This is a genomic window from Streptomyces griseorubiginosus (genome assembly GCF_017614965.1).
In the GTDB taxonomy this organism is placed as follows: domain Bacteria; phylum Actinomycetota; class Actinomycetes; order Streptomycetales; family Streptomycetaceae; genus Streptomyces; species Streptomyces griseorubiginosus_B.
In genome coordinates this window covers 1-16,437 of record NZ_WVUG01000198.1, presented here as the reverse complement: position 1 = coordinate 16,437, position 16,437 = coordinate 1, and the positions used below count along the sequence as shown (strand labels likewise).

15 protein-coding genes are annotated in these 16,437 nt (G+C 71.0%); 9 read left to right on the top strand and 6 right to left on the bottom strand.

The window, feature by feature from the left end; all coding sequences use genetic code 11:
- Positions 1–53 precede the first annotated feature (53 nt).
- Positions 54–689 (bottom strand): uridine kinase family protein, encoded by a 636-nt coding sequence (locus tag GRC12_RS29690; protein WP_208782565.1) that lies wholly within the window; start codon positions 687–689, stop codon positions 54–56.
- Positions 690–816: 127 nt separating this feature from the next.
- Here GRC12_RS29690 and GRC12_RS29685 point away from each other — a divergent pair, with 127 nt between their 5' ends.
- Positions 817–1,224, top strand: coding sequence for a hypothetical protein (locus GRC12_RS29685; RefSeq protein WP_208782562.1), 408 nt, complete (start codon positions 817–819; stop codon positions 1,222–1,224).
- A 53-nt stretch (positions 1,225–1,277) separates the two neighbouring features.
- On the opposite strand, the gene GRC12_RS29680 is transcribed toward GRC12_RS29685, so the two are convergent.
- The 5 genes from GRC12_RS29680 to deoC form a co-directional block, all read right to left on the bottom strand.
- A complete protein-coding gene (locus GRC12_RS29680) occupies positions 1,278–1,529 on the bottom strand; it encodes a type II toxin-antitoxin system RelE family toxin (protein WP_208782560.1) in 252 nt (83 codons plus the stop codon).
- Positions 1,530–1,778 (bottom strand): type II toxin-antitoxin system Phd/YefM family antitoxin, encoded by a 249-nt coding sequence (locus tag GRC12_RS29675; protein WP_208782558.1) that lies wholly within the window; start codon positions 1,776–1,778, stop codon positions 1,530–1,532.
- Positions 1,779–1,878: 100 nt separating this feature from the next.
- Positions 1,879–2,766 (bottom strand): aldehyde dehydrogenase family protein, encoded by an 888-nt coding sequence (locus GRC12_RS29670; protein ID WP_208782557.1) that lies wholly within the window; start codon positions 2,764–2,766, stop codon positions 1,879–1,881.
- A complete protein-coding gene (locus GRC12_RS29665) occupies positions 2,759–4,195 on the bottom strand; it encodes an aldehyde dehydrogenase family protein (protein WP_208782556.1) in 1,437 nt (478 codons plus the stop codon). The genes GRC12_RS29670 and GRC12_RS29665 overlap by 8 nt, the downstream gene beginning before the upstream one ends.
- 5 nt (positions 4,196–4,200) lie before the next feature.
- Entirely contained in the window at positions 4,201–5,163 is a 963-nt protein-coding gene (gene deoC / locus GRC12_RS29660) for a deoxyribose-phosphate aldolase (protein WP_208782575.1), read from the bottom strand.
- Between the two features lie 186 nt (positions 5,164–5,349).
- Here deoC and GRC12_RS29655 point away from each other — a divergent pair, with 186 nt between their 5' ends.
- From GRC12_RS29655 to GRC12_RS29620, 8 genes are all read left to right on the top strand, one after another.
- A complete protein-coding gene (locus GRC12_RS29655; protein WP_208782555.1) occupies positions 5,350–6,021 on the top strand; it encodes a PH domain-containing protein in 672 nt (223 codons plus the stop codon).
- Positions 6,022–6,304: 283 nt separating this feature from the next.
- Positions 6,305–6,649 (top strand): hypothetical protein, encoded by a 345-nt coding sequence (locus tag GRC12_RS29650; protein ID WP_208782553.1) that lies wholly within the window; start codon positions 6,305–6,307, stop codon positions 6,647–6,649.
- A gap of 91 nt (positions 6,650–6,740) precedes the next feature.
- Positions 6,741–7,748: a phosphate ABC transporter permease subunit PstC gene (pstC, locus tag GRC12_RS29645; RefSeq protein WP_208782551.1), complete on the top strand. Its 1,008-nt coding sequence runs from the start codon at positions 6,741–6,743 to the stop codon at positions 7,746–7,748.
- Positions 7,749–7,782: 34 nt separating this feature from the next.
- On the top strand, positions 7,783–9,033 hold the full coding sequence (pstA, locus tag GRC12_RS29640) for a phosphate ABC transporter permease PstA (RefSeq protein WP_208782549.1): 1,251 nt from the start codon (positions 7,783–7,785) through the stop codon (positions 9,031–9,033).
- Entirely contained in the window at positions 9,030–10,718 is a 1,689-nt protein-coding gene (pstS, locus tag GRC12_RS29635) for a phosphate ABC transporter substrate-binding protein PstS (protein ID WP_208782547.1), read from the top strand. Before pstA ends, pstS begins: the two co-directional genes overlap by 4 nt.
- On the top strand, positions 10,718–13,180 hold the full coding sequence (locus GRC12_RS29630) for a hypothetical protein (RefSeq protein ID WP_208782545.1): 2,463 nt from the start codon (positions 10,718–10,720) through the stop codon (positions 13,178–13,180). Before pstS ends, GRC12_RS29630 begins: the two co-directional genes overlap by 1 nt.
- A gap of 280 nt (positions 13,181–13,460) precedes the next feature.
- Positions 13,461–14,438 (top strand): substrate-binding domain-containing protein, encoded by a 978-nt coding sequence (locus tag GRC12_RS29625; protein ID WP_208782543.1) that lies wholly within the window; start codon positions 13,461–13,463, stop codon positions 14,436–14,438.
- Positions 14,439–14,642: 204 nt separating this feature from the next.
- Positions 14,643–16,310, top strand: coding sequence for a hypothetical protein (locus tag GRC12_RS29620; RefSeq protein ID WP_208782542.1), 1,668 nt, complete (start codon positions 14,643–14,645; stop codon positions 16,308–16,310).
- Positions 16,311–16,437 lie beyond the last annotated feature (127 nt).

The following is a 16,437-nucleotide window of genomic DNA, read 5'->3' as shown; positions in this document are numbered from 1 at the left end:
GGGCCGGGGGGTCCGTCCAGTCCCGCTTTCGCGTGCGCTCACCGGTACTCGGCTCAGGGGGCCGGGGTCGCCGCCGGGCGTCGGCCCACCGCTGCCGCGGCCAGGCGGCCGAGGGCCTCGTCCTTGTCGCAGGGGTGGGCGCCGAGAGAGGTCTGGCGGGCGATGATCGTGCGTTCCTGGCGCATCAGGCGCCAGCCGCGGCGCAGGAGGAAGGGCACCGACTTGCGGCCCTCCTTCAGGTCGCGCAGGAAGCGGCGGCGGAACGTGCGCACCGGGCCGCGGTTCAGGCACAGCGCGTCGGCCAGCAGGCCCAACTCCCGGCAGCGTTCGACGATCTCGGCGGCGAAGATGCCCTCGGCGATGAAGAGGGGCGTGCGGCCGATGTCCACGGTCTCCTCGCCGGTGCGGGCGGAGAGGGAGATGTCGTAGACGGGGATCTTCGTACGGCCCGTGCGGCACAGTGCCTCGATCGCCGCGACCGCGACGTCCGTGTCCCAGGAGCCCGGGTGGTCCCAGTCGATGTCGGAGCTTCCCGCCACCAGCGGCAGGGTCGGGTCGTCGCCCTCCTTGTAGAAGTCGTCTAGGCGCAGCACGGGGAGGCCGGAGCGGGCGGCGACCAGGGACTTGCCCGAGCCCGAGGGGCCGCAGAGCAGCACGACGCGGGCGGAGGCGGGGAGATGGATGCTCACGGGACACCAGTTTGACGTATTCCGTACGCCTGATCGACCCCGCGGGTCGGCTTTGGAGCGTGCGTCACACCTCAACTACCCTTCGTGTCGACCTGATCACCCCGCGCACCAGAAGGTGGCACCCGCGATGGCCCGACACACGTCCTCCCCCACCCCGACCGCCCAGCGCGCCCTCGTCGCCCTCGCCTCGGCAGGGGTGGCGCTCGGCGCGGGTGCCGCGACGGCCTCCGCGGACACCGCGCCGGTGGTGAACGAGGTGGTGCACACCCGGCCCACGTCGCTCGGCCGTGTCGACCCCCAGGCCGGTCTCCAGGCCGTCACCGGCGTGGTCGGCTACGTCACCGGTCCCGTCGCCGGCCTCAAGCCCAACCCCCTCGCGGGCACCGGCGTCGACCCCCTCGACAACGGCGTGGCCACCCAGCTCGCCGACTTCCAGCCCCTCGCCTCCCAGGCCCTGACCGGCCCGATCGCCGAGGCCCAGTCGATCGGCAGCATCCCGGTCCTCGGCCAGGCCACCACGCTCCTGAGCCACTGAGGCCCACGGAAGAGCCGCGCCTGCCCGGGGGCGCGGCTCTTGGTTGCGGTCGGTCAGGCGGTGCGGCCGAGGTGGGTGACCAGAATGTGGATCACGTCATCGTCGATGACATACAGCACCCGGTAGTCGCCGACATGCAAGCGTCTAAGGTCGGGTGATCCGTAGGGGATCGAACCTGGCGGGCGAGGCTGATCGGCCAAAGCATCCACGGCCTCGTAAACGGCGGCGAGTCCCGCTCGATCCTCTTTCAGGAAGCGTGCGGCCGCGTTGGTGGCGCGTGGCTCCCAGACGATCTCGTAGGCCACTTACCGCAGCCCCAGCATCCGGCCGACTTCCTCATGCGGGATGCCCGGCTCCAGCGTCCCTTCCGCCTTGCGTCGCTGGTAGTCCGCGAACACCAGGGCATCCTCGAGATCCTCTATCACCTGAGGCGACACGAGGAGGGCAGCCACGTGGCCGTGGTCGGTCAGGGCGATGGTCTCGCGGCCGTGGGCGGCGCGGCGGACCAGGTCGCCGAGCTGGGAACGGGCGGCGCTGATGGCGATCTCAACCATGTGTCCACCTTGCCAGAAGGTGCATCTAGTGGTCAATTTATCGAACTAGTGAGCCGCGCCTCCCCCGGACGGAGGGGAGGCGCGGCTCGGTTCGTGGGGGTCAGTAGGACGAGCCCGAGGCGCCCAGGGAGCCCGTGGGGTGCCAGACGGTCTTCGTTTCCAGGAACGCTGTCAGGCGGTCGGTTCCGGGCGCGGCGAGCCAGTTGTCCACAGGCTGTGGACGAAGGACCCGCTTCAGGTTGTCCGCCGCCGCGATCTCCAGTTCCTTCGCCAGGACCTCGTCCGCACCCGCCAGATCGATCGCGTTGACGTCCTGGTGGGCCGCCAGCGGCGTCGCGATCTCCGCCGTACGGCCGGACAGGACGTTGACCACACCGCCGGGGACGTCCGACGTCGCCAGGACCTCGGCGAGGGACAGGGCCGGGAGCGGGGACTTCTCGCTCGCCACCACCACCGCCGTGTTGCCCGTCGCGATCACCGGCGCCACCACGGAGACCAGGCCGAGGAAGGACGACTCCTGCGGGGCCAGGACGGCCACCACACCCGTCGGTTCGGGCGAGGAGAGGTTGAAGTACGGGCCCGCGACCGGGTTCCCGCCGCCCACCACCTGCGCGATCTTGTCCGTCCAGCCCGCGTACCAGACCCAGCGGTCGATCGCCGCCTCGACCTGCTCGGCCGCCCTGGACTTCGACAGTCCCTCCGCGTCCGCCAGCTCGTGGACGAACTGCGCCTTGCGGCCCTCCAGCATCTCAGCGACCCGGTAGAGGACCTGACCGCGGTTGTAGGCGGTCGCTCCGGACCAGGCGCCGAACGCCTTGCGGGCCGCCACCACCGCGTCACGGGCGTCCTTGCGGGACGAAAGGGGCGCGTTCGCCAGCCAGTTGCCCTTGGAGTCGCTCACCTCGTACACCCGGCCGCTCTCGGAACGCGGGAACTTCCCGCCGACGTACAGCTTGTAGGTCTTGAAGACAGACAGGCGATCAGACATCGAGGTATGCCTCCAGGCCGTGGCGGCCGCCCTCGCGGCCGAAGCCCGACTCCTTGTAACCGCCGAACGGCGAGGTCGGGTCGAACTTGTTGAACGTGTTGGACCAGACGACCCCGGCCCGGAGCTTGTTCGCGACCGCCAGGATGCGCGAGCCCTTCTCCGTCCAGACGCCCGCGGACAGGCCGTACGGCGTGTTGTTCGCCTTGGCCACGGCCTCGTCCGGCGTGCGGAAGGTGAGGACCGACAGGACCGGGCCGAAGATCTCGTCGCGGGCGACGGTGTGCGCCTGGGTGACGTTCGTGAACAGCGTCGGGGCGAACCAGTAACCGGAGGAGGGCAGTTCACAGGCCGGCGACCAGCGTTCCGCTCCCTCCGCCTCGCCCTGCTCCACGAGCCGGGTGATACGGGAGAGCTGCTCCTCGGAGTTGATCGCGCCGATGTCCGTGTTCTTGTCCAGCGGATCGCCGAGCCGGAGTGTGGAGAGCCTGCGCTTCAGCGACTCCAGCAGCTCCTCCTCGATCGACTCCTGGACGAGCAGCCGGCTGCCGGCGCAGCACACCTGGCCCTGGTTGAAGAAGATCCCGTTGACGATCCCCTCCACCGCCTGGTCGATCGGGGCGTCGTCGAAGACGATGTTGGCGCCCTTGCCGCCCAGTTCGAGTGTGAGCTTCTTGCGGGAGCCCGCGACCGTCCGCGCGATCTCCTTGCCGACGGCCGTGGAGCCGGTGAAGGCCACCTTGTTCACGTCCGGGTGCGCGACGAGCGCGGCGCCCGTGTCGCCGTAACCGGGAAGGATGTTGACGACACCCTTGGGCAGACCGGCCTGCCGGCAGACGTCCGCGAAGAACAGGGCGGACAGCGGGGTCGTCTCGGCGGGCTTGAGGACCACCGTGTTGCCGGTGGCGAGCGCCGGGGCGATCTTCCACGCCAGCATCAGCAGCGGGAAGTTCCACGGGATGACCTGGCCCGCGACGCCCAGCGGCTTCGGCGAGGGACCGAACCCGGCGTGGTCGAGCTTGTCGGCCCAGCCCGCGTAGTAGAAGAAGTGCGCGGCGACCAGGGGGAGGTCCCCGTCGCGGGTCTCCTTGATCGGCTTGCCGTTGTCGAGGGTTTCGAGGACGGCGAGCTCGCGCGACCGCTCCTGGATGATCCGCGCGATGCGGAACAGGTACTTGGCGCGCTCGGTGCCGGGCAGCGCCGACCACTTCTCGAAGGCCTTGCGGGCGGCCCGCACGGCACGGTCGACGTCCTCGGTGCCGGCCTGGGCGACCTCCGACAGCACCTCCTCGGTGCTGGGGGAGACCGTCTTGAAGACCTTGCCGTCGGCCGCCTCCACGAACTCGCCGTCGATGAACAGGCCGTAGGAGGGTGCGATGTCGACGATCGCGCGGGACTCGGGTGCCGGCGCGTACTCGAATGCGGATGCCATGGTGATCAGTCCACCGTCACGTAGTCGGGGCCGGAGTAGCGGCCGGTGGCCAGCTTCTGACGCTGCATCAGCAGGTCGTTCAGGAGCGAGGAGGCGCCGAAGCGGAACCAGTGGTTGTCCAGCCAGTCCTCGCCGGCGGTCTCGTTGACCAGAACCAGGAACTTGATCGCGTCTTTGGACGTCCTGATGCCGCCGGCCGGCTTCACGCCGACCTGGACGCCGGTCTGCGCACGGAAGTCGCGCACCGCCTCCAGCATCAGCAGGGTGTTCGCCGGGGTCGCGTTCACCGCCACCTTGCCGGTGGACGTCTTGATGAAGTCGGCGCCGGCCAGCATGCCGAGCCAGCTCGCCCGCCGGATGTTGTCGTACGTCGACAGCTCGCCGGTCTCGAAGATGACCTTGAGCCGGGCCTCGGACCCGCAGGCCTCCTTCACGGCCGTGATCTCGTCGTACACCTTGAGATAGTCGCCCGCGAGGAAGGCCCCGCGGTCGATGACCATGTCGATCTCGTCGGCGCCCGCGGCGACCGCCTCGCGCACGTCGGCCAGCTTCACGGACAGCGGCGCGCGGCCGGCCGGGAAGGCGGTGGCGACGGAGGCGACCTTCACGGAGGAGCCGGCGACGGCCGCCTTCGCGGCGGGCACCATGTCGGGGTAGACGCAGACGGCCGCGGTCGAGGGGGTCGTACGGTCCGTCGGGTCGGGGCGGACCGCCTTGGCGCCGAGTGCCCGGACCTTGCCCGGGGTGTCCGCGCCTTCCAGCGTCGTCAGGTCGACCATCGAGATGGCGAGGTCGATGGCGTACGCCTTCGCGGTCGTCTTGATGGAACGGGTCCCGAGCGAGGCGGCCCGCGCCTCCAGGCCGACCGCGTCGACGCCGGGCAGCCCGTGCAGGAAGCGGCGCAGCGTCGCGTGGGACGCCGTGACGTCCGTCAGTGCGTGGGCTGCGGTAGATGCATTGGTGGGCATGGTCACCAGACGAGCATATCTACGCGCGTAGCGGCTGTACAGCCCGAGGAACGGCTCTGAGAGCAGCGGAGGAGTGGCTCGCTGTGACGAGGGGCAGGGGCTCGCTGTGACTCGCTGTGAAGCGGACGAGTGGCTCGCGGTGAAGCCGAGGAACGGCTCGTTGTGAGGCTGAGGCACAATCGCTGCATGACGACCCCCGACCGGATCTACCGATCCTCCGCCGGCATCGCCGGTGGTGTCCTGCTGCTGGCCATCGCCGCCTGGCTCGGCATCGACGCCATCGTCGCCGGCCACGGCCGCACCCCCTGGCTCGCGCTGGCCACCCTGATCCTCGTCGTACCGCTGGTCGTCGCCTTCACCCTCCGCCCCGCCGTCCACGCCAACGAGGAACGGCTGCGCATCCGCAACCCCTTCCGGGTGATCGTCGTCCCCTGGGGCCAGGCCGCCGCGCTGCGGTCCGGCTACTCGAACGAGGTCGTCGTCAAGTCCGGCACCAAGTACCAGCTGTGGGCCGTCCCCGTCTCCCTGCGGGCCCGCAAGCGGGCGGCCCGCCAGGAGGCCAGGTCGGCGGCCGACCGCTCCGCGGAGGCGAGCGGACGGCCCCGCCGGGGCGGCTTCGGCGGCTTCGGCGGCATGGGCGCGCTGGGCGGTGGCGGCTACACGCGCGGCACCGCCGCGCCGGAGGGCCCCGCGCGCGCCGAGACCGACAAGATCATGGACGACCTGCGCGAACTGATGGAGACCAAGGGCGAGGCGGAGACCGCGCAGGGCGAGGTCACGGTCCGCTGGGCGTACGAGGTCGTCGGGCCGGCGCTGGCCGGGGCGCTGCTGCTGGCCGTTCTGCTGGCGGTGGGGTGAGCGGGACGGCTTGCGACCAGGCCGGCTCGCCCCTTTTGGCAACGTTGTCCCACTGGCTCAGCGAGCGCTTTCCCTGTGGCTTTCCTAGGGGTTACCGAGGGGATACTTCGACATGAAGCATGGGCGCGGCCGATGCATTTGTCCGATCGCCGTCATGCCCGTGTCAGTAGATTGCCCATGCCACCCATAGCGCCGTACCTGCGGTTTTTACTCAACGATGGGCGGCGGGGGTGGGGACATGGAGCGGTCCGGGGGGACGGCAAGACCTGCCGTCGCGGCGGGCATGCGATGCCAGATCGACATCAACGGTGCGGGCGGGTTCGGCTGGCGGCTGGTGGCGCCCAACGGGCGCTCGGTCGCGGTGTCGCTGACCTCGCAGGACACTCACGACCGATGTCGCGCCGCGTTCGTGCGGCTGTGCGCGGAGCACGGCGAGATCGGCGGCGGTGTGCAGCACAGCACCGAGGGGGGCTGGGTCTGGCTGGCCTGGGACACGGCCGGCCGGCACGTGGCCGGATCGGCGCGGACGTACGAGCGGCACGCGACCTGCCGGGCCGCGTACGACCGCTTCCGCGCGTTATTACCCGAACTCGTCGGCGCGGGACCGGAGTTATGGGGCGAGGCGTGAAGACACCGGGGTGACGGAAGTTCCCCCCAGGGAACCTCTCGTTCACGTTTCGGGATGGGCATGTCAACCGATGGCACTGAGTGTCTGAAACGTGCCTGTGCTGAGAACCGACGTCGGCGACCCCGACGCACCGAGACGTCTGTACGCCGACCCCGGGCTGACCGACCGGGTCTTCCGCGGGGTGCTGCGCTCCGGCGGCGGCTTCGTGCTCGCCGTCATGCTGCTCGTCGGCGGCTTCCTGCTCTACCGGGCCTGGCTGGCGCTGGACAAGGCCGGCTGGTCCTTCCTGACCACCTCCGAGTGGGCCCCGGATGCCGGGCGGTTCGGCATCGCGGCCGTGCTCGTCGGCACCGTGCTGATCGCGACCGTCGCGGTCCTGGTCGCCGTACCCCTGGCCACCGGCGCGGCGCTGTACATCTCCGAGTACGCCCCGGCGCGGCTGCGCCGGACGCTGATCAGTGTCGTCGACCTGATGGCCGCCGTCCCCTCCGTGGTCTACGGACTGTGGGGCGTGTTCTTCCTGCAGGACAAGGTCCTGCCCACCGCCCGCTGGATCTCCGCCTACCTCGGCTGGATCCCCGTCTTCTCCGTCCGGGGCGCCGATCCCGACGACCCCCTCGCGCCCGAGAGCGTCTACACCTCCTCGACGTTCATCGCCGGCCTGGTCGTCGGCATGATGATCGCCCCGATCATCTGCTCGATCATGCGTGAGGTCTTCTCCCAGGCGCCCGCCGGTGAACGCGAGGGCGCCTACGCGCTCGGCGCCACCCGCTGGGGCATGATCCGCAGCGTCGTCCTGCCCTTCGGGCGCGGCGGGATGATCGGCGGCACCATGCTCGGGCTCGGCCGCGCGCTCGGCGAGACCATCGCCATCTTCATGATCATCTCGCTGACCTTCGACATCCAGTGGCACGTCCTGCAGTCCGGCACCAGCTCGGTCTCCTCACTGATCGCCCTGCGCTACGGCGAGGCCAGCGAGTTCGGCATGTCCGCGCTGATGGCGGCCGGGTTCGCCCTGTTCGTGATGACGCTGATCGTCAACTTCGCCGCCTCCTCCATCGTCGCCCGGTCGCGCTCGGGCGCGGCGAGCGACGCCTGAGGCCCACCCCACCGCCGTACAGGAAGAAGCGACCATGACCGTTGCCCCCGAAGCGCCCGGCGCGCGTCCGGCGGCCGGCCGCCCGCGCGCCACGCTGCCCGGCCCGCCGCGCGCCGCCGAACCCGGCGGTGAGCGACGCCGCGCCCTGACGCAGCTGCGCGCCACCGACGTCTACGCCATGACCGGCGCGGCCGCCTCCGCGCTCGCGCTGACCTGGCTGCTGTTCACCCGGCTGCTGCCGTTCGACGGCGCCGTCGGCTTCGTCGTCGTGGCGTACGGCCTCTTCCTGCTGATCTACGCGCTGCTGGTCTCCTTCGACGAGGACGGACCCGCCGTCGTCGACCGGATCGCGGCGGCGGTGGTGCGGTCGATGGGCCTGCTGCTCGTGGTGATCCTCACCTTCGTCGTCTGCTACGCCCTCGTGGAGGGCCGCAAGGCGCTGGTGCACGCGAACTTCTTCACCGAGGACATGCAACGGGCCGGGCCGCTGGAACCGCTCAGTGTGGGCGGAGCGCTGCACGCGGCGGTCGGCACCCTGATCATGATCGTGATCGCGCTGGCGGTCACCGTGCCGGCCGGACTGGTCTGCGCGGTCTTCCTCACCGAGGTGCCCGGACCCTACGCCCGGTTCGTGCGCACCATCGTCGAGGCGATGACCGCGCTGCCGTCGATCGTCGCCGGTCTGTTCATCTACGCCACCGCCATCCTCGGGCTCGGCCTCGACCAGTCAGGACTCGCCGCCGCCCTCGCCCTGTCGGTGATGATGCTGCCGATCATCATCCGGGCCGCCGACGTCGTCATCCGCCTGGTGCCCGGAACGCTGCGCGAGGCGTCGTACGCCATGGGCACGAGCCGCTGGCGCACGGTGTGGCACGTGGTGCTGCCGACCTGCCGTTCCGGGCTGACCACCGCCGTGATCCTCGGCACCGCGCGCGGCATCGGCGAGACCTCGCCCGTGCTGCTGACCGCGGGCTTCACCTCCGAACTCAACCTCGACCCGCTGCACGGCCCGATGGTCGACCTGCCGCTCGCCACCTTCGAGTTCGTCAAGTCGCCCGAGCCGACGATGATCGCGCGCGGCTTCGGTACGGCGGCCCTGCTGATGGCGCTGGTGCTGCTGCTGTTCGTCGTCGCCCGCGTCATCGGCGGCCGGGGACCGGGGCAGTTGACGCGCCGTCAGGAACACCGCCGGGTGCTCGCCTCGCGCCGTGACGCGCGCCGGTTCGCCGAGCGCCGGGCCGCCCCGCACCCCACCGTCCGTACCGAACCCGGGAGTCCGTCGTGAAACCCGCCACTCGCTTCCGTCTGGCGGCCACCGTGCTGTCACTGCTGTGCGGCCTGCTGGCCGGGCAGACGCCGCCCGCCGCGGCGGCCTCCTACGCCAAGATCACCGGCTCCGGTTCGACCTGGAGCTCCAACGCCGTCCAGCAGTGGGTCCGCAACGTCAAGGCCAACTACGGCATGACCGTCAACTTCACGGCCAACGGCTCCTCGCAGGGCCGCGAGCAGTTCAAGAACGGCACCGTCGACTTCGCGGTCTCCGAGATCCCGTACGGCCTGAAGGAACAGGGCATCACGGACACCCCGCCGAGCCGCGGCTACGCCTACATGCCGATCGTGGCCGGCGGTACGGCGTTCATGTACAACCTCAAGATCAACGGGAAGATGGTCACCAACCTCCGCCTGTCGGGGGACGTCGTGACCAAGATCTTCACGGGCCGGATCACCCGCTGGAACGACCCCGCCATCGCCGCCGACAACCCCGGTCTGACCATGCCGGCCCGCGCGATCGTCCCGGTCGTCCGCTCCGACGGGTCCGGCACCAGCGCCCAGTTCACCATGTGGATGTCCAAGCAGTACCCGGCCCTGTGGAGCGACTACTGCTCACGCACCGGACGCGGCGGCGGCAACTGTGGCATGACCTCCAACTACCCGCTGCTCAGCGGCTCCGCGATGATCTCCAAGTCCGGCTCGCTGGGCGTCTCCGGGCATGTCCGCCAGCCCTCCGGCGAGGGCGCGATCACCTACGTCGAGTACTCCTACGCCAAGAACACCGGCTTCCCGGTGGCCAAGGTGCTCAACAAGGACAACTACTACGTCGAGCCGACCGCCGCGAGCGTCGCGGTGGCCCTGACCAAGGCCGAGATCAACCAGAACAGGTCGTCCGTCAACTACCTGACGCAGATCCTCGACAAGGTCTACGCCAACCCGGACGCCCGCACCTATCCGCTCTCCAGCTACAGCTACATGATCCTGCCGACGAAGGAGGAGTCCGGCTTCACCAAGGCCAAGGGCAACTCCCTGGGCACGTTCGGCCGTTACTTCCTCTGCGACGGCCAGCAGCAGGCGGACGACCTCGGCTACTCGCCGCTGCCGAAGAACCTCGTCCAGGCCGGGTTCGACCAGATCCGCCGGGTGCCGGGCGCGCCGGCCGGCTCGATCAACATCAACGACTGCCGCAACCCCACCTTCTCCGGCGGTGTCAACACCCTGATCAAGAACGCCCCCTACCCCCGGTCCTGCGACAAGAAGGGGACGACGCAGTGCACCACCGGCACCGCGGGCGCCGCGGGCACCGACACCCCGGTGAAGCCGGGCGCGCGGGGCGGTAACACCTCGGGCGGCTCGGGGACTACGGGTGGTTCCTCCTCGACGGGCGGTTCCGCCGCGACCGGCGGCACGGGCGCGGGCGGCGGTGGAACGACCGGCGGCACCACGTCCGGCGCGTCCGGCGGTTCCGCCGGGGGCACCGTCGACCCCGACACCGGCGAAGTGGTCAGCGGCGACGGCACGGGCACCGGCGACACGTCCGTCGCGGCCAACCCCGTGGCCCTCGCCGCGGACAACGGCCTGGGCATGCGCGGCGCCCTGATGGCCCTGTCCGCCGTCCTGCTCCTCGCGGTGGTCGTGGGGCCGCCGCTCACCGCGCGGCTGCTGGCGGCCCGCGCCCGCCGCAAGGGAGAGCTGTGATGAGACGGCCGACCAAGGCGTCACCCGGCCGTCGCCGGGTGGCCGCGGGCCTCGGCTGCCTGCTGTCCGCCGTGCTGCTGGCGGTGCTGCCGCTGCCCCGGGGCGTCGACCGGGCGCAGGCCGCCACCGAGAGCTCCGCGGTGACCAAGAGCGGCACGAAGGCGGCGAACGGCGACGACTTCTCCGGCCTGAAGGTCACCGTGCACCAGACGAAGGGGCTGACCGGACAGGCCGTGCGGGTGACCTGGGCGGGCGGGGAGCCGGCCACGCGCTCCGACACGGACTTCCTGTCCGTCATGCAGTGCTGGGGGGACGAGGCGTCCGGGCCCGACCGTACGCAGTGCGAGTTCGGGACCTCGTCGGTCGCGCAGTCGGGCAGCGGCCGGTCCGTGTTCCTGGCCGGACACGGCTCCGTCGGCGACCCGCTGGAGACCGAGTCCGCGACCCCCCTCGACCACAACGGCACCCACTTCGTGCCCTTCCGGCCGGTGCCGGGGCAGGGGGAGGCCACCAAGAGCGGCACCGACACCACGTACTTCACCGGCGGGGACACCAACGCCCTGCCCTACCTGCCGAACGACGGCAACGGCGGCGGCGACGTGGCCTTCGAGCTGAAGTCGTCCCTGGAGCAGCCCGCGATGGGCTGCGGGGCGCGCAGGACGGCCTCGGGCGGGCTGGAGCCGTGCTGGCTGGTGGTCGTGCCCCGCGGCAGCCACGACCCCGACGGCGGGACCCACCCCGCGGGCAACCAGGCCGCCTCCTCGCTCAGCCGGTCGAACTGGGACCAGCGCATCGTCTTCCGGCTGGACTTCGAGCCGGTCACGGACAACTGCGACCCCGACAAGCCCGAGCGCGGCATCATGGGGTCCGAGCTGGCCACCGACGCCATCACGTCCTGGCAGAGCGCGCTGTGCGCGACCGGGAACTACCGGTTCAGCTTCACCCAGTCCAGCGAGGACCAGGCCCGCTCGGCGGTGACCTCGGGCGACTCGGTGGCCGGGCTCGCGCTGACGGTGAACCCCGTCGAGCCGGTCGACGGGGCGGCGCAGGTGGTGCACGCACCGGTCGCCGTCACCGGCCTCGCGATCGGTTTCGTCTGGATGTACGACAACCCGGACGACCGGAGCCTGCCGCTGGCGGGGCTCAAGCTCAACCAGCGGCTGCTGGCCAAGGTGCTCACCCAGTCCTACCCGTTCAGCCTCGTCCAGCCCGAGGAGGGCGTTCCCGCGTACGTCTCCGGAAATCCGGAATCGATCGTGAAGGACCCGGAATTCCGCGAACTCAATCCGGAACTCGCGGGCCAGGCGGCCGTCAACGCGCCCGTGGGTCTCGCCGTCGCCCTGCAGAACTCCGACTCCGCCCGCCTGGTGTGGAAATACATTCTGGCGGACCGCGCCGCCCGTGACTTCGTCGCGGGGAAGGCCGACCCCTGGGGAATGAAGGTCAATCCGGCGTACAAGGACGGCGTGGTCTCGGACACGCTGGACTTCTTCCCCAAGGCGGATCTCACGCCCACGAAGGTCGACTGCGGGGTGGCCACGGGCCAGACCGTCACCCGCACCCCGCAGGACGTGGTCCCCTACGTCAACGACATGCACGACGGGGCGCTGCGGATCCGCCGCGGCGACATCGGGACCGCCTACAAGTGCGCCATCGACCAGAGCGGGCCGAAACTCTCCGCCGTGGGCCGGCAGACCCTGACGGCCCAGCGCCAGTACGGCGTCGTGGACAACGCCTCCGCGGTGCGCTACCTGCTGGGCACCGCCGCCCTGCCCGACGCCGACGGGACGTACGTCAGGCCGACCGACGCGTCCCTGCTCAAAGCGGTCGCGGAGATGCCCGACTCGGACGTGGCCGGCGTCAAGGCGCCCGACCCGGCGAGGATGCGGCACGGCGCCTACCCGCTGACCGCGGTGGTCTACGCGGCCGCCTCCGTCGACCAGGGCAAGGACGCCCGGCAGGACTACGCCAAGGTGATGCGCTACGCGGCCGGCGCCGGGCAGACCCAGGGCACCGAGAAGGGCCGGCTGCCGTACGGCTACGCGCCGCTGCCCACGGCTCTGCGCACCCAGGCGCGGCAGGCGGCCGAGCGGCTGGTGAAGGGCGTACCGGACACCGGGACGCCGTCCGGCGGCACCTCACAGGGAGGCGGCGGCCTCGGCGGCACCGGTGGCGGCGCGGCGGGCGGCGGCCTGGCCGGCGGCTCCGGGACCGGCGGTTCGGCGGGCACGTCCGGCGGCACGGCGGACTCCGCCGCGCCCGACGCCGGCCGGCCCTCGGCGGCCCCGACGGAGACCGACCCCGCCCAGCAGAACGTGGCCCAGTCCGGCGGACACACACCCGCGGAGGTGCTCGGGCTGATCCGCTGGGTCCTGCTCGGCGTCCTCGTCGCCGGCGGCGCGGCCTCGCTGGCGGGCCCGGTCATGCTGCGGCTGTCGGTGCGGGGGGCGGCCGGCGGCTGAGAAATCCACCGCGCGCGGATTTCCGGCAGTCTTTTCCCGGAAATCCGTGTGCCGAAATCGGTACGCCGTCCGTGCGTCCAAATCTGTACGCCGTCCGGCGAATTCCCTAGGAGTGATGTAGGAAACGGACTCGTAACCTGAATACCGGCTGGATTTTGTGGCCGCCGGTACGAGTCTGCGGAATTGTTCTGCGTGGCCGGCCGACGGGTCGGCGGCGAAAAGGAATCCGGATTTGCTTGTACGTCCATTGCTCGATCCGTTTCCACGGAGGAGAACCCAAGTGAACGTCAAGTCCCGCCTGCGTCTCGGTGCCGGTGTCGGTGCTCTCGCCCTCGGCCTCGGCGCCGCCGTGGCCGCCCCCGCCCACGCGGACCCCTCCTCGGCCACCGACTACCGTCAGCTGGCAGGTGTCGGCTCCGACACGACCCAGGACGTCATGAACGCCCTCGGCGACGCGATCACCAACGGCAACGGCAAGGTCATCGCCTCCTGGAACGCCACCGGCTCCAGCACGGTCAAGACCAAGTCCGCCGGCTGCTCGATCACCCGCCCCGACGGTTCCGGCGCCGGCATCACCGCGCTGAACACCGCCCTGGACGGCAGCACCGGCTGCGTCGACTTCGCCCGCTCCTCGCGCGGTCCGTCCGACACCTCCACCACGGACCTGACCTTCATCCCGTACGCCAAGGACGCCGTGTCCTGGTCGAAGCTGTCCGGCAGCGCCCTGCCCGACAACCTCACGACCGCTCAGCTCAAGGCGATCTACGAGTGCAGCCTGACCTCTCTCAACGGCGTCACGCTCACCCCGATCCTGCCGCAGTCGAGCTCCGGCACCCGCGCCTTCTTCCTCAACTCGATCGGCGTGGCCACCCCCGGCTCCTGCGTCACCACCAACTCCGGCATCCAGGAGAACGACGGCTCGGTCGTCGACAGCGCCGGCGACATCTTCCCGTACTCCGTGGCCCAGTACACCGCCCAGGAGTCCCTCGTGGTCGACGACCGCCGGGGCGACGCGGTGCTCGGCTCCGTCGACGGAAAGTCCGCGCGCAACAGCGACCTCACGCTGAACACGTCCTTCCCCTACCTGCGCAACGTCTACAACGTCGTCCCGACCGCCAAGCTGTCGAACGCGCTGATCGCGGACACCTTCGTGGGCACTGGTTCGAAGGTGTGCGCGAACACTTCCCTCATCACCACCTACGGCTTCGGCTCGCTCGGCAGCGCCTGCGGCAGCACGACCCTGACCGGCGAGAAGTGATCGCAACCACCCCCTGACCGCACACCGGCCGGGCACCTCCCAGGTGCCCGGCCCGACGGCGTTTCCCCGCCAAGCCCGAATCAGCCCGACCCCGCAACAGCCCGACCTCGAATCAGCCCGACCTCGACACAGCCCGACCCCGACCCGATCCAGACCGATGCAGACCCGCCCCGACCCTGACCGAGACCCTTGGGGGGACCGCCGATGAACCCACGACCCGCGCAACTCAGATCTCCCGTCACGCTGTTGACCTGCTTCGCCCTGCTGTGCGCCGCCCTGGCCGCCGTCGTCGGCCTCTCGGGACGGGCCAGCGCGGCGACCGATCTGGGCAAGCTCACGGTCAGCCCCGCCTCGGGCAGCATCACGGACGTCCCCATGACGACGTCCGTCACCACGAGCACCGGCTGCAACGCGACCAGCGCGCAGACCCTCGTGCTCCGGCTGGTGAACCCGACCACCCCGACGTCGTCCCTGCCGCTCGCACAGTCCGTGGCCAAGACCGGCGTCGGCGCGGACCCCATCACCGTCGGTCTCCAGGCGACGGCGGCCAAGCCGAGCCTGCAGTCGGCGCTCACGTCCTCCGGGGTCCTGGCACCCTACGACGGCACGTACACGGTGATCCTGACCTGCGGCACCAGCACCACCGCCGACCGGTTCCTCGCGAAGATCCGGGTCACGGGCGACCGTTGGACCCTGCTCGAACAGCAGGCCACGACCCTCGCGCTGACCGCGGACACCGGCGTACCCGTGGGCGGGAACGTCAAGCTCACCGCGACGGTGACGCCCCCGGCGGCGGCAGGCTCCGTGGAGTTCACCAGCGGCGGCACCTCACTGGGCACGGCCCCGGTCACCGGCGGTACGGCCACGCTCACCGTCAAGGCCCCCGCGATCGGCGGCCCCCTGACCTACGGAGCCGCATTCACGCCCACTGACGCCGACGTCTACGCCGGCGCGACCGCCACGGCCAGCACCAACATCGACTACGTCGTCTCCGCCAAGGACGCCGACGGCAAGGTCCTCGCCGCCAAGCCGACGCTGACGATCGGCCAGAAGGTGAAGGTCACGGTCAAGGGCTTCACGCCCGCCGCCACCGCGAAGGTGAACCTCACCGACTCCACCGCCACCTACGGCGACGTGACCGCGAACGCCGAAGGGGCCGTCGCCGACTACGCGTTCACCGTGCCCGACGCCCTGCCCAACGGCGACCACTCGCTGCACTTCTCCGAGAAGACCGGCGTCTTCGCGTCCTTCGACTTCGTCAGCACCGACGAGGTCAGCCCCGGCCCCAGCCCCACCGAGAACCCCGACCTCACCGTGACCGACGAGGACGGCAACCCGCTCGACACCGACCCGGCCCTCGACGCCGGCCAGACCGTGAAGATCACCGCCCGTGGTTACGGCGCCGGCGCCACCGTCAAGGTGACCCTCGCCGACAGCGAGGCGACCTTCAAGGACGCCAAGGCGGGCTCCGACGGCACGGTCGAGAAGTACGCGTTCACCGTCCCGAAGGACATCGAGGACGGCGACCACACGCTGACGCTGGCCGAGGACGGGACGGACGGGCACAGCGTCGCCTTCGCGTTCACCACCGGTACGGACGCCGGCGGATCCCCCGAGCCCAGCACCTCCGCCTCGGACACCGGCGGCACGGACACCGGAGGCGCCGGGGGCGGTTCGGACACCGGCGGTTCCTCCGGCTCGGGTTCCGGCTCGGGCGGCGGTGGCGGGGGGTCCATGGCGGCGACCGGCACCCAGGTCGGCGCCATCGGCCTCGCCTCCCTCGCCCTGCTCTCCGCCGGCTCGGCCCTGGTGCTCCACATGCGCCGCAGGGGCCTGCTCACCTTCGGCGGCGACACCCCGAAACACCGCTGACCGGCCGACGGACGGGCGGGAGGCGCGGCGAGCACCCAGACCGAGGCGCCACGCCCCCGCCCGCCGTCGGAGCCACACGTCGTAGGAACACCCGCTTCGAGGAGCGCCATCGTGACCACCCTCGCCC

Coding starts and splice junctions, on each gene's coding strand:
- GRC12_RS29685 (WP_208782562.1), top strand. CDS start 817: ATGGCCCGACACACGTCCTCCCCCACCCCGACCGCCCAGCGCGCCCTC.
- GRC12_RS29675 (WP_208782558.1), bottom strand. CDS start 1,778: ATGGTTGAGATCGCCATCAGCGCCGCCCGTTCCCAGCTCGGCGACCTG.
- GRC12_RS29670 (WP_208782557.1), bottom strand. CDS start 2,766: ATGTCTGATCGCCTGTCTGTCTTCAAGACCTACAAGCTGTACGTCGGC.
- GRC12_RS29665 (WP_208782556.1), bottom strand. CDS start 4,195: ATGGCATCCGCATTCGAGTACGCGCCGGCACCCGAGTCCCGCGCGATC.
- deoC (WP_208782575.1), bottom strand. CDS start 5,163: ATGCCCACCAATGCATCTACCGCAGCCCACGCACTGACGGACGTCACG.
- GRC12_RS29655 (WP_208782555.1), top strand. CDS start 5,350: ATGACGACCCCCGACCGGATCTACCGATCCTCCGCCGGCATCGCCGGT.
- GRC12_RS29650 (WP_208782553.1), top strand. CDS start 6,305: ATGCGATGCCAGATCGACATCAACGGTGCGGGCGGGTTCGGCTGGCGG.
- pstA (WP_208782549.1), top strand. CDS start 7,783: ATGACCGTTGCCCCCGAAGCGCCCGGCGCGCGTCCGGCGGCCGGCCGC.
- GRC12_RS29630 (WP_208782545.1), top strand. CDS start 10,718: ATGAGACGGCCGACCAAGGCGTCACCCGGCCGTCGCCGGGTGGCCGCG.
- GRC12_RS29620 (WP_208782542.1), top strand. CDS start 14,643: ATGAACCCACGACCCGCGCAACTCAGATCTCCCGTCACGCTGTTGACC.